Source organism: Streptomyces niveus (assembly GCF_001723055.1).
GTDB classification, from domain to species: domain Bacteria; phylum Actinomycetota; class Actinomycetes; order Streptomycetales; family Streptomycetaceae; genus Streptomyces; species Streptomyces niveus.
In genome coordinates this window covers 13259-33297 of record NZ_MDCR01000287.1, presented here as the reverse complement: position 1 = coordinate 33297, position 20039 = coordinate 13259, and the positions used below count along the sequence as shown (strand labels likewise).

Annotated in this window: 16 protein-coding genes; 12 read left to right on the top strand and 4 right to left on the bottom strand. The window is 71.3% G+C overall.

Annotated features, from left to right (window positions below; translation table 11 throughout):
• Positions 1-70 precede the first annotated feature (70 nt).
• The gene (locus BHU15_RS28600; RefSeq protein ID WP_069629813.1) at positions 71-3289 is read left to right on the top strand and encodes an alpha-L-rhamnosidase; all 3219 of its coding nucleotides are present in this window, start codon (positions 71-73) and stop codon (positions 3287-3289) included.
• Between the two features lie 71 nt (positions 3290-3360).
• Here BHU15_RS28600 and BHU15_RS28595 read toward each other — a convergent pair whose 3' ends face one another.
• Both BHU15_RS28595 and BHU15_RS28590 read right to left on the bottom strand, forming a co-directional pair.
• On the bottom strand, positions 3361-4722 hold the full coding sequence (locus tag BHU15_RS28595) for an NAD(P)/FAD-dependent oxidoreductase (RefSeq protein WP_069629820.1): 1362 nt from the start codon (positions 4720-4722) through the stop codon (positions 3361-3363).
• Between the two features lie 73 nt (positions 4723-4795).
• A complete protein-coding gene (locus BHU15_RS28590; RefSeq protein WP_376204914.1) occupies positions 4796-5878 on the bottom strand; it encodes a LacI family DNA-binding transcriptional regulator in 1083 nt (360 codons plus the stop codon).
• Positions 5879-6008: 130 nt separating this feature from the next.
• On the opposite strand from BHU15_RS28590, the gene BHU15_RS28585 reads away from it, so the two are divergent.
• From BHU15_RS28585 to BHU15_RS28550, 8 genes are all read left to right on the top strand, one after another.
• On the top strand, positions 6009-7307 hold the full coding sequence (locus tag BHU15_RS28585) for an ABC transporter substrate-binding protein (RefSeq protein WP_069629811.1): 1299 nt from the start codon (positions 6009-6011) through the stop codon (positions 7305-7307).
• A 14-nt stretch (positions 7308-7321) separates the two neighbouring features.
• Positions 7322-8218: a carbohydrate ABC transporter permease gene (locus BHU15_RS28580; RefSeq protein ID WP_069629819.1), complete on the top strand. Its 897-nt coding sequence runs from the start codon at positions 7322-7324 to the stop codon at positions 8216-8218.
• The gene (locus BHU15_RS28575) at positions 8215-9036 is read left to right on the top strand and encodes a carbohydrate ABC transporter permease (protein WP_069629810.1); all 822 of its coding nucleotides are present in this window, start codon (positions 8215-8217) and stop codon (positions 9034-9036) included. The genes BHU15_RS28580 and BHU15_RS28575 overlap by 4 nt, the downstream gene beginning before the upstream one ends.
• Positions 9033-11432, top strand: a complete 2400-nt coding sequence (locus BHU15_RS28570; RefSeq protein ID WP_069629809.1) for a beta-xylosidase/alpha-l-arabinosidase — start codon at positions 9033-9035, stop codon at positions 11430-11432. The genes BHU15_RS28575 and BHU15_RS28570 overlap by 4 nt, the downstream gene beginning before the upstream one ends.
• 31 nt (positions 11433-11463) lie before the next feature.
• Positions 11464-13086 (top strand): alkaline phosphatase D family protein, encoded by a 1623-nt coding sequence (locus BHU15_RS28565; RefSeq protein WP_069629808.1) that lies wholly within the window; start codon positions 11464-11466, stop codon positions 13084-13086.
• 325 nt (positions 13087-13411) lie between these two features.
• Positions 13412-14278 carry a Sco1979 family transcriptional regulator gene (locus BHU15_RS28560; protein WP_023536490.1) on the top strand — a complete coding sequence of 289 codons (867 nt, stop codon included), beginning with the start codon at positions 13412-13414 and terminating at the stop codon, positions 14276-14278.
• A 91-nt stretch (positions 14279-14369) separates the two neighbouring features.
• Positions 14370-15155 carry an SAM-dependent methyltransferase gene (locus tag BHU15_RS28555; protein ID WP_069629807.1) on the top strand — a complete coding sequence of 262 codons (786 nt, stop codon included), beginning with the start codon at positions 14370-14372 and terminating at the stop codon, positions 15153-15155.
• 45 nt (positions 15156-15200) lie between these two features.
• Complete coding sequence (locus tag BHU15_RS28550) at positions 15201-15467, top strand: DUF6296 family protein (RefSeq protein ID WP_023536492.1); 267 nt, start codon at positions 15201-15203, stop codon at positions 15465-15467.
• A gap of 107 nt (positions 15468-15574) precedes the next feature.
• On the opposite strand, the gene BHU15_RS28545 is transcribed toward BHU15_RS28550, so the two are convergent.
• Together BHU15_RS28545 and BHU15_RS28540 are read right to left on the bottom strand one after the other, a co-directional pair.
• Positions 15575-16585, bottom strand: a complete 1011-nt coding sequence (locus BHU15_RS28545; RefSeq protein ID WP_069629806.1) for an iron-containing redox enzyme family protein — start codon at positions 16583-16585, stop codon at positions 15575-15577.
• Between the two features lie 297 nt (positions 16586-16882).
• Positions 16883-17899, bottom strand: a complete 1017-nt coding sequence (locus BHU15_RS28540; RefSeq protein WP_069629805.1) for an alpha/beta fold hydrolase — start codon at positions 17897-17899, stop codon at positions 16883-16885.
• A gap of 147 nt (positions 17900-18046) precedes the next feature.
• Between BHU15_RS28540 and pdxR the strand changes: the two genes are divergently transcribed.
• The 3 genes from pdxR to BHU15_RS28525 all read left to right on the top strand — a co-directional run bounded on the left by pdxR (position 18047) and on the right by BHU15_RS28525 (position 20028).
• On the top strand, positions 18047-19477 hold the full coding sequence (gene pdxR, locus BHU15_RS28535) for a MocR-like pyridoxine biosynthesis transcription factor PdxR (protein WP_069629804.1): 1431 nt from the start codon (positions 18047-18049) through the stop codon (positions 19475-19477).
• 66 nt (positions 19478-19543) lie between these two features.
• Positions 19544-19735, top strand: coding sequence for a toxin-antitoxin system HicB family antitoxin (locus tag BHU15_RS28530; protein ID WP_023536496.1), 192 nt, complete (start codon positions 19544-19546; stop codon positions 19733-19735).
• On the top strand, positions 19732-20028 hold the full coding sequence (locus BHU15_RS28525) for a hypothetical protein (RefSeq protein ID WP_023536497.1): 297 nt from the start codon (positions 19732-19734) through the stop codon (positions 20026-20028). Before BHU15_RS28530 ends, BHU15_RS28525 begins: the two co-directional genes overlap by 4 nt.
• Positions 20029-20039: the final 11 nt, after the last annotated feature.

Sequence of the window (20039 nt, the reverse complement as noted above, 5' to 3'; positions counted from 1 at the left end):
GACGCGCCAGGAGAGCGCCCCTACTTTCACGCGATGAATCGATTCACTGTCGAATTGTTCTGGGGTTGACGTGATCAGTAGACGCCGCATGCTCACCACCACCACCGCAGCCGCGCTCGGCGCCTCCGCCGTCGCGGCCGGCGCGCCGTCGGCGCGGGCCGCCGGGCAGACCGGAGCCGCCGCCACCGGACCGGACCGCGCCGGCGCGCTCCGGGTCGGCGCGCCGACCGTCGAGTACGTACGCGATCCGCTGGGCCTCGACACCCCGGAGCCCAGGCTGAGTTGGCCGCTGCTGTCCGACGCGCCCGGTCAGACGCAGAGCGCGTACCAGATCCGGGTCGCCTCCAGCGCGCGCGAGCTGGCCGAGCCCGATGTGTGGGACAGCGGCAAGGTGGTGTCGGACCGGTCGGTGCTCGTGGCGTACGCGGGTCCCGCCCTGCGTCCCCTGACGCGGTATCACTGGTCGGTCCGCGTCTGGAACGCGGCCGGTGAGGTATCCGGCTGGAGCGAGAACGCCTGGTGGGAGACCGGGCTGATGAGTACGGCGGCCTGGTCGGCGCGGTGGATCGCCGCACCGGCGGCGCTGAGCGGCGCGCCGTCCCTGCGGGGTTCGTCCTGGATCTGGTTCCCCGAGGGCGATCCGGCGGGCAACCTGCCCGCCGGGACCCGCTGGTTCCGTCGCGCCGTCGACGTCCCGGCGGGTGTCACGGGCGCCCGGCTCGTGGTGGGCGCCGACGACGCGTACACCGTGTACGTGAACGGCACCGAGGTGAGCCGCACGGAGCCCGACGGGCCCGCCGAGAACTGGCGCCGGCCGGCCGTCGTCGACGTCACGGCCCATCTGGGCGCCGGCGCCAACGTCCTGGCGGTGGCCGCGGTCAACGCCACCGAGAGCCCGGCCGGTCTCCTCGCCGTTCTGGAGCTGACCACGGCCGAAGGCACCACCACGGTCCCCACGGACGACACCTGGCGGAGCACGGACACGGAGCCCGGCGCCGGGTGGCGGCAGACCGGATACGACGACAGCGCCTGGCCCGCCGCCCGGAAGGGCCCGGCGTGGGGCTCAGGGCCGTGGGGCGCGGTGGCGCCCGCGTACTTCCCCGCCACCCAGTTGCGGCACTCCTTCCGCCTGGCGGACAAGCCCGTCGCGAGCGCCCGGCTGCACGCGACGGCGCTCGGCCACTACGAGCCGCATCTCAACGGGCAGCGCGTCGGCAAGGACCTGTTCGCGCCCGGCTGGACCGACTACCGGCAGCGGGTGCAGTACCAGACGTACGACGTCACGGCGCTGGTGCGGCGGGGCGCGAACGTGCTCGGCGCGCATCTCGCGCTCGGCTGGTACGGCGGGAACCTCGGCATGTTCGGGCCCCACCACTACGGCGAACGGCCCGCGCTGCTGGCGCAGTTGGAGGTCACGTACCAGGACGGGACCCGGGAGCGGGTCGTGTCGGGTGACGGCTGGCGGGCCGCCGGCGGGCCGCTGGTGTCGAGCGACATGCAGGCGGGCGAGGCGTACGACGCCCGGCTGGAGACCAGGGGCTGGACGTCACCGGGGTTCGACGACGCGGGCTGGCTCCCGGCCGAGCGGGTCGACGGCGTCGAAACGGAGATCGTCGCGCAGGTGGACGGCCCGGTGCGGATCACCAAGGAGCTGCCCGCCAGGAAGGTCACCCGCGTCGCGCCGGGGGTCTTCGTCTTCGACCTCGGTCAGAACATGGTCGGTTCGGTGCGGCTGAAGGTGTCCGGCAAGGCGGGCACGACCGTGACGCTGCGGCACGCCGAGGTGCTGAACCCGGACGGTTCGCTCTACACCGCGAACCTGCGTACGGCGCGGGCCACCGACACGTACACGCTGCGGGGCGGCGGCGAGGAGACGTTCGAACCGCGCTTCACCTTCCACGGGTTCCGCTACGTCGAGGTCACCGGCTTCCCGGGCACGCCGCGCGCGAGCGCGGTCACCGGGCGGGTCATGCACACCTCGGCGCCGTTCACCTTCGAGTTCGACTCCGACGTCCCCATGCTCAACCAGCTCCACAGCAACATCAGTTGGGGTCAGCGCGGCAACTTCCTGTCCATCCCGACCGACACACCCGCGCGGGACGAGCGGCTCGGCTGGACCGGGGACATCAATGTCTTCGCCCCGACCGCCACCTATGTCATGGAGTCCGCGCGCTTCCTCACCAAGTGGCTCCAGGACCTGAGGGACGCGCAGACGGGCGCCGGCTCGTTCACGCATGTCGCCCCCGACATCGCGAACGTGGGCGACGGCTCGGCCGGTTGGGGCGACGCCGGGGTCACGGTGCCGTGGGCGCTGTACCAGGCATACGGCGACGAGCGGATCCTCGACGTGTCGTGGGACTCGATGGTCAGATGGCTGGACTATCTGCGGGCGCACAGCACCGGCTTCCTGCGCCCGGCGGACGGTTTCGGCGACTGGCTGAACATCGAGGACGAGACGCCGAAGGACGTCATCGGCACGGCCTACTTCGCGCACGTCGCCGGCCTCACGGCGCGGATCGCGCGGGTGCTGGGCAAGGATCCCGCGCCGTACGAGACGCTGTTCAGCCAGGTCCGTGACGCGTTCCGGGCGGCGTACGTGAGCGCCGACGGCCGGGTGAAGGGCGACACTCAGACGGCCTATGTGCTCGCCCTGTCCATGGAGCTGCTGCCCGAGGCGGCGCGCAAGCCGGCCGCCGACCGGCTGGTGGAGCTGATCGAGGCGAAGGACTGGCATCTGTCGACCGGATTCCTCGGCACGCCCCGGCTGCTGCCGGTGCTCACCGACACCGGTCACACCGACGTCGCGTACCGGCTCCTGCACCGGCGCACGTTCCCCGGCTGGGGGTATCAGATCGAGAACGGCGCGACGACGATGTGGGAGCGCTGGGACTCGATCAGGCCGGACGGCGGCTTCCAGGACGCCGGGATGAACTCCTTCAACCACTACGCCTACGGGTCGGTGGGCGAGTGGATGTACGCCAACATCGCGGGGATCGCGCCGGGCCGGCCCGGGTTCAAGGAGATCGTCATCAGGCCGCGCCCCGGTGGTGAGGTGAAGCGGGCCGGCGGCCGGTACGCGTCGGTCCACGGGCCGATCACCACCCGCTGGGAGTCGGGGCGCGGCGGGTTCGAGCTGGAGTGCTCGGTGCCGCCCAACACCACGGCGCAGGTGTGGGTGCCGGCGCGGAAGGCGGGCGATGTCAGGCACCGGGGGGCGAAGTTCCTGCGGATGGAGGACGGTTGCGCGGTGTACGCGGTGGGGTCGGGGCACCACCGGTTCACCACCTGACCGCTGATGTGGGCGGGCCGGGTACGGGAGGTGTCCCGTACCCGGCCCGCTCCGCCGCTCCGCCCGCCGGGTCAGCCGCGCGCCGTCAGTGCCCGGGTGCGCTCCCCTACCTGATCAGCCGTCAGATAGTCGTTGGTGTACTCGAAGTCGTGCAGGGTCGCCGGTTTGCGCTCCTGGAACCCGGTCCGTACGAAGTCGTCCCCGGCGACGGCGTTGAGCACCCAGTTGGTCAGCACCCTGGCCTTGGCGACATTGGTCCGCAGCGCCGACCAGTGGTAGCCGCGGGCGACGGCCTGGGCCGGCAGCCCGCGCAGTTCCACTCCCATCGGCTTGGAGACGGCGTCCCGGCCGCCGAGGTCGACGACCAGCCCCAGGTCCTTGTGCTCGTAGCGCCGCAGGGGCCGGCGGCGCATCGTGGCGATGACGTTCTCCGCGGCCGTACGGCCCTGCCGCATGGCGTGCTGGGCGGTCGGCGGGCAGATCGCGTCGCCGCCCTTGGTGAGGTCGGGCACGGCTCCCGCGTCGCCGAGCGCGAACATGCCGTCGAGGCCGCCGACCCGCAGTTCGGGCGAGACGACGAGCCGGCCGTGCAGCGTCTCGGCGTCGAACGTACGCACCAGCGGGCTGGCGACGACGCCCGCCGTCCAGATGAGGGTGCGGCAGGGCAGCACCCGGCCGTCGGTGAGGGTCACCTCGTCGGGTCCGGCCTTGGCGATCGACACCCCGAGCGACACATCGATCCCGCGCCCGCGCAGGATGTCGAGGGCGGTGGCGCCGAGTTTGTCGCCGAGTTCCGGCATGAGCTTGGGAGCGATGTCGACGAGGTGCCACTTGATCTGCTTCGGGTCCAGCCTGGGGTAGCGCCGCAGGGCGCTGGTGGTGACGCGTTGGAGACAGGCGGCCGTCTCCGTGCCCGCGTAGCCGCCGCCGACGACCACGAACTGCAGGCGCCCCGCGCGTTCCTTCTCGTCGGGGCTGGCGTCCGCGATGTCGAGCTGCGCGATGACGTGGTCGCGTACGTAGGCGGCCTCGGCGAGTGTCTTCATGCCGCGCGCGTTGTCGACGAGTCCGGGGATGTCGAAGGTGCGGGTGACGCTGCCGGGGGCCAGCACGATGTAGTCGTAGGGCTGGTCGACGATCTCGCCGGTGATCTTCCGGATGACGCAGATCTTCGCCTTCGGATCCACTCCGATGGCCCCGCCGGGGATGATCCGGGTGCGGTGCTTCCTGCTGCGGCGCAGCGAGACGGCGACCGACTGCGGGGTCAGCACTCCTGATGCCACCTGTGGCAGCAGCGGCAGGTAGAGCTGGTACGAGAACGGGGTGACCAGAGAGATCTCCGCCTCTCCCGGCTCCAGCCTCCGCTCCAGACGGCGTACGCACGCCACCCCCGCGAAGCCTGCGCCCACTACGAGAATCCTCGGTCGTGCCACGGTGTCCATCCCTTCCCGGTCGTGCTGGGTCGCCCTTCACCTTCCCCGGGACCGGCTTCTCTCACGGACCGGTTCACTCCGTCGCGGGCTTCACCACCGTCGTGCTGTTCCTGACGACGAGCCGGGTGGCGAACTCGATCCGGGTGTCGGCCTGGCCGAGGCGGGCGTCGGAGCGGTCCCCGCCGCTCTGGTCGCTCTGGTACGCCTGCCGCAGCCGCAGCAGCATCCGCGCGGCCTCCTCGGCCATCTCGACCAGTGGCTGGTGCACGGTGGTGAGCGCGGGGCTCGACCACTGGGCCGGCGGGATGTCGTCGTACCCGACCACGGACAGGTCCTCCGGCACCTGGACGCCGAGCACCCGCGCGGCCTCCAGCACACCGAGGGCCTGGAGGTCGCTCCCGGCGAAGATCGCGGTCGGGCGTTCAGCGAGCCGCAGGAGTTCCATGGCGTGGTCGTAGCCGGCCTGGACGTGGAAGTCGCCGAACCGTACGAGTCCGGGGTCGACCGGCACACCGGCCATCGCCATCGCGGAGCGGAAGCCGTCGAGGCGGGCGAGGGAGCACAGCATGTCCTCGGGTCCGGTGACGACGGCGATGGAGCGGTGGCCGAGGTCGAGCAGATGGCGGGTGGCGGCCAGTCCGCCGGCCCAGTTGGCGGAGCCGACGGAGGGCACGTCGGGTTCCGGGTCGCCGGCCGGATCGATGATCACGAACGGGATGGCGCGTGACCACAGCTTCTTCTTGAGTTCGTCGGGGAGCGTCGAGAAGACCAGCACCACGCCGAGCGGGCGGCGGCGCAGGACGCCTTCGACCCAGTCGGCCCCCGGGGAGTGCCGCGTCCCGGTCTCGGTGAGTACGACGCTGACGCCGGCCGTCTTGGCGACGTTCTGCATGCCCCGGATCAGCTCCATCGACCAGGCGCTGTCCAGCTCGTGGAAGACGATCTCGATGAGCGGCGCCTCGGGGACTGCGGACGAGGAGCGCCGGTAGCCGTGTGCCTCCAGCAACTCCTCGACCTTGACGCGCGTCGGGGCGGACACATCGGGGCGCCCGTTGAGCACCTTCGAAACTGTCGAAAGGGAAACGCCCGCCTGATTGGCCACCTGAGCGAGCGTCACTCGCCCCGCACTCCTGTCATCTCGCATGGGCTGAAGGATAAAGCACGGGCTTGTGTAACGGTTTCGCCGAGCGATGACAGCGATGTTGACCGGTCCGTGGGAGCACCTTACGGTCGCTCCCCAGCAGAGACTTTCGGATAGATTCCCGATACTTTCGAGAGGTCGACCGATGAAGACACGCGCACGGTTCCGTCGGGCCGTCGCAGGCGGCGCGGTGCTGGCTCTGAGTCTGGCCCTGGCGGCCTGCGGCGGCGGCTCATCCGCCGGCGGTTCGAACGAGTTCCACGTACTCGTCTACGGCGACGCCGGCAACCGGGTGGAGAAGCAGCTCGTCGCGACGTTCAACAAGACCTCCGAGGTGAAGGCGGTCCTGGACACCGTCCCCGGCGCCGACTACCAGCAGAAGCTCCAGACGGTCATCAACACCCCGCAGGCGCCGGACGTGTTCTTCAACTGGGGCGGCGGCAGCATCCAGCCGTTCGTGGAGGCGGATCTGCTGCTGCCGCTGGACGACATGATCAAGAAGGATCCGGGGCTGAAGGCGAACTTCCTGCCGTCGGTCTTCGAAACCGCTCGGGTCGGCGGGAAGTCGTACGGCGTGCCGATGCGCGGCACCCAGCCGGTGCTGCTGTTCCACAACAAGAAGGTGCTCGCCGACGCCGGCGTCGAGCCGCCCCGCAGCTGGGACGACCTGCTGGCGGCGGTGAAGGAGCTGAAGGGCGCGGGCGTCACGCCCATCGCTCTCGGTGGCGGCGACAAGTGGACCACCATGATGTGGTTCGAGTATCTGTACGACCGTGTCGCGGGCCCGGAGCTGTTCAAGAAGGCACTGGCCGGCGAGAAGGAGGTCTGGGAGAGCGCCGACAGCAGGAAGGCGCTGGACATGCTGAGGCAGCTCGTCGACGCGGGCGCCTTCGGGACCAACTACGACTCGGTCAAGTTCACCGACGGGGGCTCCCCCGCCCTGCTGGCGAGCGGCAAGGCCGGTTTCGAACTGATGGGGTCCTGGGCGTACTCGACCCAGCAGGAGGCCGATCCCGGCTTCGCCAGGAACGACCTGGGGTACGGGACCTTCCCGAGCGTCGCGGGTGGCAAGGGCGACGCCGCCGGCCTCGTCGGCAACACCAACAACTTCTACTCGGTCCGCAAGTCGACGAAGCACGCCGAGGCGATAGCCGAGTTCCTGAAGCTCATGTACTCGGACGAGTTCGTCGAGGCGCAGCTGGCGATGGGCAATCTGCCGACCACCACGAACACCACCAAGTTCCTGGACTCGGCGGACAACCCGGAGTATCTGAGGTACCAGTACGACCTGGTGGACAAGGCGCCCGCGTTCCAGCTCTCGTGGGACCAGGCGTATCCGCCGAAGAACATGACGCCCATCTATGTGGCGGTCCAGCAGTTCTTCAACAAGCAGCTCGACGCGGACGGCTTCATCAAGGCCATGCAAGACCTGACGACCGTCTGAGGGTGACGTCCTCCATGGTCTCTCCCGCCTCTTCGGTGCAGGACGGGCACCGGCCCGGTCTCGGCTGGGCGCTGCCCGCCGTCGTGTTCTTCGCGCTGTTCGCCGTCGTGCCGCTGGTGCTGGTGGCCGTCCTGTCCTTCACCACCTGGTCGGGCCTGGGAACACCGGAGTTCAGCGGCTTCGACAACTGGGTCACGCTGTTCCACGACCCGGTGATGATCAAGAGTCTGTGGCTGAGCGTGCTCCTCACCGGGCTGGGTGTACTGGTCCAGACACCGCTGAGCATCCTGCTCGGCGTGTGGGCGGCGGGTCCGCAGCGCAACCGGGCCGTGCTGTCGGCGGTCTTCTTCGTTCCGTTGCTGCTGTCCGCCACCGCCGTCTCGGTGCTGTGGCGGGCGCTGCTCGACCCGAACTTCGGGGTGCCGGCGGAGGCGGCCTGGCTCTTCGGGGACGGCAACCTGCTCGGCAGCCGTACGGGAGCCGTCGCCGTACTCGTCCTGGTGAGCACCTGGCAGTTCACGCCGCTGCACGCACTCATCCATCAGGGCGCGACGCGGGCGATCCCGGCGGTCCTCTACCAGGCGGCGGAGATCGACGGCGCGGGGCGGGTGCGGCAGTTCTTCCACATCACGCTGCCGCAGCTGCGCAACTCGATCATCACGTCGGTGATCCTGATGGTCGTCGGGGGTCTGACCACCTTCGACACGGTGCTGATCCTCACCCAGGGCGGACCGGGCACCGACACCACCATCAGCGCCTACTACATGTACCAGAAGGCGTTCAAGGGCTTCGAGTTCGGCGCGGGCGCGGCCATCGCGCTGCTGCTGGTCCTGGTGGCGACCGCCGTCTCGCTGGTCGTGGTGCGGGTCTCCGGTTTCGACAAGATGGCCGGCACCAAGGAGGGCATGTGAGGCGGCGGCGCCCCAACTACCTGGCCGGCGTGGGTGTCACGCTGTGGCTGTTCGTCGTCGGTCTGCCGCTGTACGTCATGCTCGGCGCCGGTGTGCGCTCGCGCGCGGACTACGGCACCGGCGGACCGCTGAGCCTCCCGGAGGATGTCACCCTCGCCAACTACCTGGACAGCTTCTCGAACGGCTTCGGCCGGTACTTCGTCAACACCCTGATCGTGACGGCCAGTGTGGTCGCGATCGTCGTCCTGCTCGTACCGCCGCTGGCGTTCGCGATCGTACGCAACCGGCGCCGGACCACGTCCGGTGTCTTCCGGCTCTTTCTGCTGGGGCTGGCGATTCCAGCGCAGGCGGTGATCGTGCCGATGTTCTACGTCATCAGCAAGGCGGGGCTCTACGACAACCTCATCGGCGTCATCCTGCCGACAGCCGCGTTCTGCATGCCGGTCTGTGTACTCATCCTGACCGGCACCATGCGTGACATCACCGACGACCTCTTCGAGGCGATGGCCATCGACGGGGCGGACGCCCGGCGGGTGTTCTTCCGGCTCGTCGTCCCACTGTCGAAGAGCGGGCTGTCCACCGTCGTGGTGTTCGCCGCGCTCCAGGCGTGGAACGGGTTCCTCTTCCCGCTCGTGCTCACCCAGTCCGAGGAGACCAAGGTGATCACCCTCGGCCTCTACAACTTCCAGACCCAGTACGGCGTCGACATCCCCGGCCTGCTGGCAGCCGTGGTGCTGTCCACCGTGCCCGTCCTGCTCGTCTACCTGTTCGCCCGGCGGGCCCTGGTCCAGGGGCTGATGGGCGTCGGAGGAAAGTGACCGCCAACGTGAGCACCGACGTCACCTCGGACGCGACCGTCACCGGGGACACGCTGCGGGCCGCCCGCGCCGCCCGCGTCGAGGAACTGATCGCCGCGATGACCCTGGAGGAGAAACTGGCGCAGCTGTACGGCCTGTGGGCCGGCGCCTCCGCCGACGGCGCCGAAGTCGCCCCGCACCAGCACGACATGGACGAGCCGCCCGGTCTGGACGAGCTGATCCCGTACGGGCTGGGCCAGCTGACCCGGCCGTTCGGCACCGTCCCGGTGGATCCCGCACTGGGCGCCCTGTCCCTGATGCGTACACAGGAACGGATCGTCGCGGGCGGCCGGTTCGGCATCCCGGCGATGGCCCACGACGAGTGCCTGGCGGGCTTCGCCGCCTGGGGCGCCACCACCTATCCGGTGCCGCTGGCCTGGGGCGCCTCCTTCGATCCGGGGCTGGTCCGGACGATGGCGGCGGCGATCGGGGGCGACATGCGGTCCGTGGGCGTCCACCAGGGGCTGGCCCCGGTCCTGGACGTGGTGCGCGACGCGCGGTGGGGCCGGGTCGAGGAGACGATCGGGGAGGACCCGTATCTCGTCGGGACGATCGCCACCGCGTATGTGCGGGGGCTGGAGTCCACCGGGCTCGTCGCCACGCTGAAGCACTTCGCGGGCTACTCGGCCTCCCGCGCGGGGCGCAATCTGGCCCCGGTGAGCATGGGGTTCAGGGAGCGCGCCGATGTGATCCTGCTGCCGTTCGAGATGGCCGTACGGGAGAGCGGCGCACGGTCGGTGATGCACGCGTACACCGACACCGACGGCATACCGGGCGCCGCCGACGAGCAGTCGCTGACGGGTCTGCTCCGGGACACCTGGGGTTTCGAAGGCACCGTCGTGGCCGACTACTTCGGCATCGCGTTCCTCAAGTCCCTGCACGGGGTGGCCGCCGACTGGGGCCAGGCGGCGGCCATCGCCCTGACGGCCGGTGTCGACGTCGAGCTGCCCACCGTGAAGACGTTCGGGCAGCCGCTGCGGGACGCCGTCGCCGCAGGGGAGTTGACGCCGGCGCCGGTCGACCGCGCCCTGCGCCGGGTACTGACGCAGAAGGCGCAGCTGGGCCTGCTCGACCCGGACTGGAGCCCGCTGCCGCCCGCCCTGGCGGGCGCCGATCTCGACGCGCCGCACCGGCTGCGCGACACCGTGGACCTGGACACCACCGCGCACCGGTCCATCTCCCGCCGGCTCGCGGAGCGGTCGGTGGTCCTGCTGCGGAACGACGGGGTGCTGCCGCTGGGGCGCCCGCCCCGGATCGCGGTCGTCGGCCCCCAGGCCGACACGCCCACCGCGGTCCTGGGCTGCTACTCCTTCCCCGTCCATGTCGGGTCCCAGCACCCCGGCACCCCCGCGGGGGTGCAACTGCCCACACTGCTCCAGGGGTTGCTGTCGGAGTTCCCCGGCTGCGAGATCGTCACCGCGGCCGGCTGCGGCATCGACTCGACGGTCACCGACGGGTTCGCCGCCGCGCTGCGGGCGGTGCGCGGGGCGGATGTGATCGTCGCGGCGCTCGGCGACCGGGCGGGGCTCTTCGGCCGGGGTACGAGTGGTGAGGGCTGCGACGCGGAGTCGCTGGCCCTGCCGGGCGTACAGCAGCAGTTGCTCGACACGCTGCTGGACACGGGGACGCCGGTGGTTCTCACGCTGCTCGCGGGACGGCCGTACGCGCTGGGCGACGAGACCGTCGAAGCGACCGCCGCGATCGTGCAGACGTTCTTCCCCGGTCAGGAGGGCGCGCGGGCGATCGCCGGGGTGCTGAGCGGCCGGGTCGAGCCGTCGGGCCGGCTGCCGGTGAGCGTTCCCCGGCGGCCGGGCGGCCAGCCGTCCACCTATCTGGGCGCGCGGCTGGCGCGGGCGGGCGACTCGTCGAACGTCGATCCGACGCCCGCGTTCGGATTCGGGCACGGACTGACGTACACGTCGTTCGTCTGGTCCGGGCTGAGCGCCGACAGTGCCGCGCCGACCGACGGCGAGCTGCGGCTCTCCTTCACGGTGCGCAACACCGGGGCCCGGTCGGGGACCGAGGTGGTGCAGCTGTATCTGCACGACCCGGTCGCCTCGGTCGTCCAGCCCGTCCAGCGCCTGGTGGGTTATCTGCGGGTGCCGCTGGAGCCGGGCGAGACGGCGAGGATCGGCGCGACCGTCCCCGCCGACCTCGCCTCCTTCACCGGGCGGGACGGGCGCCGGATCGTGGAGCCGGGCGAGCTGGAGCTGCGGCTCGCCGCGTCCAGCACGGACACCCGGCTCACCGTGCGGGCCGTGCTGACCGGCGCGGTACGGGAGGTGGACCACACCCGCGCGCTGCACGCCGGGCTACGCCGGGAGGAGGAAGAGATCACCCTGATGCGGGGTCAGTAAACGTACATAAGAGGGCATATGAGTTCTCACCATGGGAAATCATCTGCCGGAATTCCGCGCCGCCGCCCGCCGTATCGACCGCCGCCAATTCGTCACCCGCACCGGCGCGGCGGCCGTGCTCGCCTTCGCGGCGCACCTGCCGACCGCCGGGGCGGCGAGCGCCCGCCGGCTCAACCCCAGGGACATCACCAAGAATCCCTTCACGCTGGGGGTCGCCTCGGGCGACCCGCTGCCGGAGACGGCTCTGCTGTGGACCCGGCTGGCGCCCGAGCCGTACGCGGCGGACAGCGGTCTGCCCGCCGAGCGGGTCGAGGTGGAGTGGGAGGTCGCCCACGACGAGCGCTTCGCCCAGATCGTCCAGAGCGGCACCGCGACCGCCCATCCGGAGTTCCACCACAGCGTGCGCGTCGAGGTCCCGGGGCTCACCTCCGACCGCGTCTACCACTACCGCTTCCGCGCCGGTACGTGGATCAGCCCGGCCGGCCGTACACGTACCGCCCCCGCCGCCGGGTCCGCGCCCGGCCGGCTCAGGTTCGCCACGCTGTCCTGCCAGGCCTACTACCACGGCTACTTCACGGCGTACGAACACCTGGCGGCCGAGGATCTCGACGTCGTCGTGCACCTCGGCGACTACCTGTACGAGTACGCGGTGGCGGCGGACGGCGGCTCGCGGAAGTACACCGACCGCAAGCTGCCCGCGCACTACAACAAAGAGACGATCACACTGGAGGACTACCGGCTGCGCTACGGCCTCTACAAGTCCGACCCGGACCTGATGGCCGCGCACGCCGCGCACCCCTTCGTCGTCACCTGGGACGACCACGAGACCGAGAACAACTACGCCGACGCCACCCCGGAGAACGACGTCCCGCCGGAGGAGTTCCTGCTGCGCAGGGCCGCCGCGTATCGCGCCTACTGGGAGAACCAGCCGCTGCGCGCCCCGCAACAGCCGAACGGCCCCGACATGCGCCTCTACCGCCGGCTGCACTTCGGGCGCCTCGCCCAGTTCGACATCCTCGACACCCGGCAGTACCGCTCCAACCAGGTGCAGGGCGCCAACTGGCAGGTCCCGGGCGCCGAGTCGAAGGATCCGAAGCGGACCATGACCGGCGCCACACAGGAGCGCTGGCTGATCGACGGCTGGAGAAGCTCGGCCGCGACCTGGAATCTGCTGGCCCAGCAGGTGACGTTCTCCCAGCGCCGTGACCGGCCCGGGTCGGGCTTCAAGCTGTCGATGGACGCGTGGGACGGCTACACGGCCTCCCGGGGACGGGTCCTGAACGGGGCGAAGACGGCCGGTATCGACAATCTGATGGTGCTGACCGGCGACGTGCACGTCGGCTACGGCTTCGACCTGAAGGAGGACTTCGACGACCCGAAGTCCCGGACCGTGGGGACGGAGATCGCCACGACCTCGGTCAGCAGCGGCATGGACGGCGCGGAGAAGCCGTCCAACTGGTCCAACCTCACCTCCGCCAATCCGCATATGAGGTACTACAACGGGCGCCGGGGCTATACGACGTTCACGCTCACGGCGGACCGCGCGACCGTCACCTTCAACACCCTGACGGCCGTGACGAAGCCGGGCTCGGCACTCACCAGGGCGGCGTCGTTCGTCACGGAGGCCGGCAAACCGGGACTGACCCCCGCGTAACCAGGACGCGCGGAAGCCGTCCGCACCGTGCGGAACCCGGTCGGCGGGACCGACCGGAGCACCGCCCTCTGGCGGCACGGGCTCCGGAACGCCATGCTGTCGCCCGTGCCCGCACCTTTCGGCCAGGGCAGCACGCACGACCGCCTGCGAGCCCGACCGGCCGCCCGACGGCCAAGATCCCGGATAGAGCTGAGGACTTGAGAGCACGGAGAACGGCCGCCGGACCCGCCGCCCGGACGCCGGGAAAGATCAACAGGACTGCCCCACAGGCGAGTTGCTGTGGCAGACTGTCCGCCATGGCTGCGGTGGTGCTCGGGGGTACACGATGAGCGAGCCACGGTCGGCTCCGACGATCGGTCAGATCGTGCTCAGCAGACAGCTGTTGGCCCTGCGCGAGAAGGCGGGGCTCAGCCGGGAGCAGTCCGGCCGGCTGCTGCGTGTCACGGCGGCCACCGTCCGCCGGATGGAGATGGCGGAGGTCGGGCTCAAAGTCCCGTACCTCCAGATCCTTCTTCCCGCGTACAACGTGCCGGACGAGGAGATCGACGTCTTCCTCCGGCTGGCCGACGAGGCCAACAGACCCGGCTGGTGGCAGCGGTTCCACGATGTGCTGCCCGACTGGTTCAGCGGCTACGTCAGCCTCGAAGAGGCCGCGGCGACCATGCGCTGCTACGAGCCGCACTTCGTGCCGGGGCTGCTCCAGACCGAGGAGTACGCGCGGCACGTCCTGACCGCCGGCGCCCTGGGCCAGCAACTGTCCGACCCGTCCCGGATCGAACGCCAGGTCGCGCTGCGGCTGGAGCGCCAGGCGCTGCTGACCCGTACCGACGCGCCCGTCTTCTGGGCCGTACTGGACGAGACCGTGCTGCGCCGGCACGTCGGGTCGCCGGACGTGATGCGCGCCCAGATCGACCGGCTGCTCGAAGCGAGCGAGCTGCCCAACGTGACGCTCCAGATCGCCGAGTTCAGCGCCGGGCACCACCCCGGCACGTACAGCCCGTTCGTCCTGTTCCGCTTCGGTATCCCCGAGGTGCGCGACATGGTCTACATCGAGTATCTGACCGGCGCGCTCTACCTCGACGAGGACGCCGAGGTCTCCGAACACATGGAGGCCATGGACCGGATGGTGGCCCACGCGGAGTCCGCGGGCCGGACGAGGCAGTTGCTGTCCGGCTACCGCGACGCGCTGTGACCGCCGGAGTCCGGCCGCGGGCCGTCCCCGGCCGCGTACTCCCCGCTCTCGCCACCCCCCTGTTCGGATCAGACAGTCAACGGAGCACCCCATGAACGCAGGTTCACCGAAGTCCCAGGTCGACACGAGCAGGCCGCATCCGGCGCGGGTGTACGACTGGCTCCTGGGCGGCAAGGACAACTACCCCGTCGACCGGGCCGTCGGGGAGCAGCTGCCCGAGCTGGGCAAGCGCAGCGCCCGGCAGAACCGTGCCTTCATGCACCGCGCGTCCGCGTGGCTGGCGCACCAGGGCGTCGACCAGTTCCTCGACATCGGCACCGGCATCCCGACCGCGCCGAATCTGCACCAGATCGTGCAGGAGATCAATCCGAAGGCCCGGGTCGTCTACACCGACAACGACCCGATCGTGCTGCGGCACGCCGAGGCGCTGCTGGTCAGCACGGTAGAGGGCGGGACCGACTACATCCAGGCGGACGTACGCGAGCCCGCGGCGATCCTGGACCACGCGCGCGGGCATCTGGACTTCGACCGGCCCGTGGCCGTGTCGCTGATCGCGCTGATGCACTTCATCCCGGACAGCGACGGGCCGTACGAGATAACCCGCACGCTCCTGGACGCGCTCGCGCCCGGCAGCTATCTGGTGCTCTCGCACGGCACCTTCGACTTCCACAAGGAGCTGGAGGCCCAGATCACCGGCGCCTACGGCAAGGGCGGGATCGAGCTGAGCTTCCGCACCCGGGACGCGGTGGCGCGGTTCTTCGACGGGCTCGACCTCGTCGAGCCCGGACTCGTCACCGGCCCCGAGTGGTACAAGGACACGGCCGCGCCGGAGCCCGAGGAGAACGCCGTCTACGCCGGAGTCGCCCGCCTCCGCTGACTGGGTGACCATGGGGGGTGGTGCCTATCGCGGGAGGAGGCCCCCATGGCGTATCCGGAACGCTACGAGCTCGTCTTCGAGGAACCGACCCCGACGGACCCGACGAATCCGGCCCCACGCGAGGGCGTCGAACGGGACGCGGTGACGGTCCGGCGTACCGGCAGGGCCGGGGCGGGCGGATTTCCGGTGTACGAGGACGAGACGGGCATCGTGCGCGCGGAGATCAGCGACCGGGGCGAGGTGCGGATGCTGGCCAGCGGAGGTCAGCAGGCGCTCAGCACGCCCGTGCGGGCGCGCTCGCTCAGCTCGTGAACCTTGGCCTGTGAGCTCCGCTTCGTGGACATTGCTTCGTGAACCCGGCCCCGTCCCCCACGCGGATTGGTGGGGGACGGGGCCGGATCCTTGTCACGGGGCCGGGTTCACAGGGGCGTACGGAGTCCGGAGAGGCCGTCGCGCCAGGCGGGGAGCAGTTTCTCGGCGAGACGCGCGTCCAGTACGCCGGTGGCGTCGGCGCCGAAGGCCACGTCCGTCTCCAGCCAGGGCTCCTCCTCCAGCAGCCCGCCGACGACCTCCCGGCGTACGAGCTGCTCGTGGGCCGCGTCGTCGGCCACGTGCTCGGCGTAGAAGTGCACGGCCGCGTCGCCCGCCTCCACGCGCCGCATCGCCTCCGCCAGCCGGCGCGACGCGGGTGACGCGACCACCTCGACGGCGGCGAAGTGTCCGACCAGCGCGCCGCGGAGCGCGCGGTGCAGGCCGAACATCGACATCAGGTTGACGCAGGCCAGCATCTCCCCCGATGCGACGTCGACATACCGGCCGTACGTCGTGTCGAGCCCGAGGTCCGTCATGAGGCCCGCGAAGAGCCGTGAGTGCATCCGGTCCGCGTGGCCCGCGCCGAACTCGTCGAACTCCGCCGCGGCCATGGCCGCCTTGGCGCGCCCCCGGAGCCGGGGGATGACCCACGCGTGCGGGTCGGCCTCCTTCAGGTGGTACACGGAGCGCTGGGCCGCGTACTCCCGCAGATGCCACAGCTCGCCCTCGTCCCTCAGGTAGTGGGACGCGCTCGCGCCGTCCGGCGACTCGACCAGCAGGTCGGCGAGCGCCTCGTCGACGTCGGTGCGGCGTTTGGTGTCCGTACGCAGCGCGTCGAGGAAGCGGCGTTCGAGGTCGGCGCGGAAGGCGAGCAGCGCGGGGTCCCACTCCCAGGCGGGGTCGACGCCGCAGAAGCCGCGGTAGTGCAGCTCGTAGCAGAGGTAGAGCGCGAGGTGCAGGTCCTCGCCGTACGGGGCGGCGTCGTCGGCCGTCCCGCGCGGCGGAAGGGGGGTGCCGGAACCGGGGCGGCCACGCAGGGCACGTACGACTCCGTAGCTGAGGGCGCCACGGCCCGTCGGCAGAGCGGGCCCGGTCGGCCGGACGTCGGCGTTCTCCACTGACTTCACTCCTTGACCTGATCGAACTGATCAGCGTGCTCGGTTCGACCATTCTCGCCGCTTTGCCCGACCTGTCCCCTTTCGGTGGCGGGGTGCCGGTGACCGGCGGCGGACCGTGGGTAACGTCCCGTCGCGCCTCGCGCCCGCCCTTTGGCGTGACCCGTTCCCGGCCCGCCGGCATGCCCGCCCCCTTCGGTCCCGGCACGGCGCGGGCATACCGCCGTTCGGGTGATCGCGGGTGGTCCGGCCCGCCGCCGGCCGGACCACCCGGCGCTTTTCACCCGTACGTGTCGGCGGTCAGCGCGCCGGGAGCGCGTCCAGCCACTCGGTCAGCAGGGTGTTGACCTCGTCGGGGCGCTCCTGCTGCACCCAGTGCCCGCAGCCTTCGAGGATGTGCGAGGCGACGAGGCCGGGGAGGGTGGCCGGGAAGTTCTTCACTGCGTCGGCCATCCACGCGAGGGAGGCGTCGAGTGCGCCGCCGATGAAGAGGGAGGGCTGGGTGAGCGGGGTGCCGTGCCAGGCGGCGAGGTCGGCCCAGTCCCGGTCGACGTTGCGGTAGCGGTTGAGCGCTCCGGTCGGTCCGGTCCGCTCGAACTCGCCCGCGTAGTGGTCGAGTTCGGCCTCGGAGAGCCAGGCGGGCAGCGGGCCTGCGGGGAACCGGTCACGGAGCCTGCCGCCGGGCGGCACGAAGTAGAGGCTCGGCTCGTCGGGCGCCGGCATCGTGTCACCGGAGAGCCCGGCGTAGAAGCCGGCCAGCCAGCCGCGGACGTCCGACTCGATCTCGGCCTCCGCTCGGCCGGGGGTCTGGAAGTAGCTGACGTAGAACTCCTCGTCGCCGCCGATCCGCGCGAACGCCTCGGTGGGGCGGGGGCCGCCGCGTGGCGCGTACGGGACGCCGAGGAGCGCCGCGGCGGTGAACATGTCGGGGCGCAGCAGCGCCGAGTCGGCGGCGATGTTCGATCCCCAGTCGTGGCCGACGACCGTCGCGGTCTGCTCGCCGAGTGCCTGTACGACGCCGACGTTGTCGGCGACATGGGCGAGCATCCGGTACTCCTCGACGGCCGGGGGCTTCGAGGAGCGTCCGTAGCCGCGTACGTCGACGGCCACCGCGCGGTACCCGGCGGCGGCGAGCGCCGGGAGCTGGTGGCGCCAGGAGTACCAGGACTCGGGGAAGCCGTGGACCAGCAGGACGAGGGGGCCGCTGCCCTGTTCCACCAGGTGGATACGGCCGCCGGGCACGTCGACCAGTCGGTGCCGGGCGCCCGGCGGGGTGACGGGGGTGGCTGTCTCGGACGGGGTCGCGGGGTCCGGCATGGGTCCTCCTCGGGGTGATCGTTTCCGCTGACCATGATTCGGCGGGCACCGTGCCCGCACCAAGAGAACTTGCCGGGTCGGCAAAACACGTCGAGCCGGGCCGACCGGCGGCTGTCGTGGGACAGACCTTGCGTAGGGTGCGTTTCCATGGCGGATCGAGGGGTCAGTTCGGGTGAGGCGGAGGCGTCCGTGGGGACGGATCTGCATCTGGAGCTGAGCGGGCGGGGGTCGCGCCGGGAGCAGTTGATGCTCGCCCTGCGGGAGGCCATCACGTCGGGCCGGCTGGCGCCGGGCACGCGGCTGCCGCCGTACCGCACACTGGCCGTGGATCTGGGCATCGCCCGTAACACCGTGGGTGAGGCGTACGCGGAACTGGTCGCCGAGGGCTGGCTCACGGCGCGGCAGGGTTCGGGCACCCACGTCGCCTCGCGCGCGACGCCGCTGCCGGCGCCGGCCGCCGGTGACCGCGCCCGGCGTTCCGCTCCCGAGGCGCGTCAGGTGGCGTACGACTTCATGCCGACGTCGCCGGACGCCTCCGCGTTCCCCCGGTCCGCGTGGCTGCGGTCGGCGCGCCGGGCGTTGAACGACGCGCCGGGCGACGCGTTCGGCGTCGGCGACCCCCGGGGCCGGGTCGAACTGCGTACGGCGCTCACCGAGTATCTGGCCCGCGCCCGTGGTGTACGGACCGCGCCGCACCGGATCGTCGTCTGCGCCGGTTTCGCCCACGCCCTGCGGATCCTCGGGGAGGTGCTGGAGGGCACGGTGGCCGTCGAGTCGTACGGGCTGGCCTTCCACCGGTCGCTGCTCACCGGCGCCGGGCTGCGCACCGTGCCGCTGACCGTGGACGCCGACGGCGCGCGGACCGCCGAGCTGGGCGCGGTCGGCGCCGGGGCCGTACTGCTCACGCCCGCCCACCAGTTCCCGACCGGGGGTCCGCTGCGTCCCGAGCGGCGGACGGCGGCCGTCGACTGGGCGCGGGCCACCGGGGCGGTGGTGCTGGAGGACGACTACGACGGCGAGTTCCGCTACGACCGGGAGCCGGTCGGCGCCGTGCAGGGGCTCGATCCGGACCGGGTGGTGTATCTGGGCTCCACGAGCAAGAGCCTCTCCCCCGCGTTGCGGCTGGGGTGGCTGGCGCTGCCGGAGTCTCTTGTGGACGACGTCCTGGCCGTGAAGGGTGTGCGCGAGATGTGGACCGGGGTCGGTGACCAGCTCACCCTCGCCGACTTCCTCGCCTGCGGCGCGTACGACCGGCATGTACGTCTCATGCGGCGCACCTACCGCCGGCGGCGCGACCGGCTCGTCGCGGTCCTCGCCGAGCGGGCGCCGCACATCGGGGTCGGTGGCATCGCCGCGGGACTGCACGCGGTGCTCGATCTCCCGCCGGGCACCGAGCGGGACACGGTGCGCGCGGCCGGGCGGCTGGGGCTGGCGCTGGAAGGGCTCGGCGCCTTCCGGCACCCGGACAGCGCGATGGAGCCGCGCGAGGGTCTGGTGATCGGCTTCGGCGCCCCGCCCGATCACGCGTTCAACGGGGCGCTCCAGGCGCTGTGTACGGCGCTGCCGCCCGCTCCCTGAAGTCCGGGCCGCTCGATGTGTGACACCACATGGTGCAACCATGGTGCGGTTGCTATGGTCGGTCGCATGACCGCCATGACGCTCCGTATCCCGGACGAGATCAACGCTTCGATCAAGGCGGGGGCGGCAGCCGCCGGGCTGTCCCTCAACGCCTACATCGTGCGCGCCGCCCAGCGGCAGGCCGTGCTCGACTCCGCCCGTCGGCTCGCGTCGCTGGGGCTCGGCGACGACCTGGGCGGCGAGGGCGACACCCTGTGAAACGTGGTGAGATCTGGGCGCTCGGCGACGGGCGCAATGTCCTGATCGTCTCGCTGGACGGTCTGGAGGAGGCGTACGGCGCGGTGCTGACCGTCGTCCTCCACGACGCCGGGCGCTACCCCGACACGGCGATGTCCGTGGTGATCGACGACCCGCTGCCCTCCACGGCCGTGGCGGTCAACCTCCAGCAGTTGAGGGTCACGCGCTTCGACGGCGCGAAGCTGCTCGGGCCTGTCGACACGGCGGTGATGGAGCGCGTCAGCCAGGCTCTGCGCGCGGTGCTCGACCTCTGACCCCTCGGGGT

What these genes read in the sequence shown, in the direction of transcription:
- BHU15_RS28550 (WP_023536492.1), top strand. Translation starts at nt 15,201, where the DNA reads ATGGCGTATCCGGAACGCTACGAGCTCGTCTTCGAGGAACCGACCCCG.
- BHU15_RS28565 (WP_069629808.1), top strand. Translation starts at nt 11,464, where the DNA reads ATGGGAAATCATCTGCCGGAATTCCGCGCCGCCGCCCGCCGTATCGAC.
- BHU15_RS28540 (WP_069629805.1), bottom strand. Translation starts at nt 17,899, where the DNA reads ATGCCGGACCCCGCGACCCCGTCCGAGACAGCCACCCCCGTCACCCCG.
- BHU15_RS28560 (WP_023536490.1), top strand. Translation starts at nt 13,412, where the DNA reads ATGAGCGAGCCACGGTCGGCTCCGACGATCGGTCAGATCGTGCTCAGC.
- BHU15_RS28530 (WP_023536496.1), top strand. Translation starts at nt 19,544, where the DNA reads ATGACCGCCATGACGCTCCGTATCCCGGACGAGATCAACGCTTCGATC.
- BHU15_RS28585 (WP_069629811.1), top strand. Translation starts at nt 6,009, where the DNA reads ATGAAGACACGCGCACGGTTCCGTCGGGCCGTCGCAGGCGGCGCGGTG.
- pdxR (WP_069629804.1), top strand. Translation starts at nt 18,047, where the DNA reads ATGGCGGATCGAGGGGTCAGTTCGGGTGAGGCGGAGGCGTCCGTGGGG.
- BHU15_RS28580 (WP_069629819.1), top strand. Translation starts at nt 7,322, where the DNA reads ATGGTCTCTCCCGCCTCTTCGGTGCAGGACGGGCACCGGCCCGGTCTC.
- BHU15_RS28555 (WP_069629807.1), top strand. Translation starts at nt 14,370, where the DNA reads ATGAACGCAGGTTCACCGAAGTCCCAGGTCGACACGAGCAGGCCGCAT.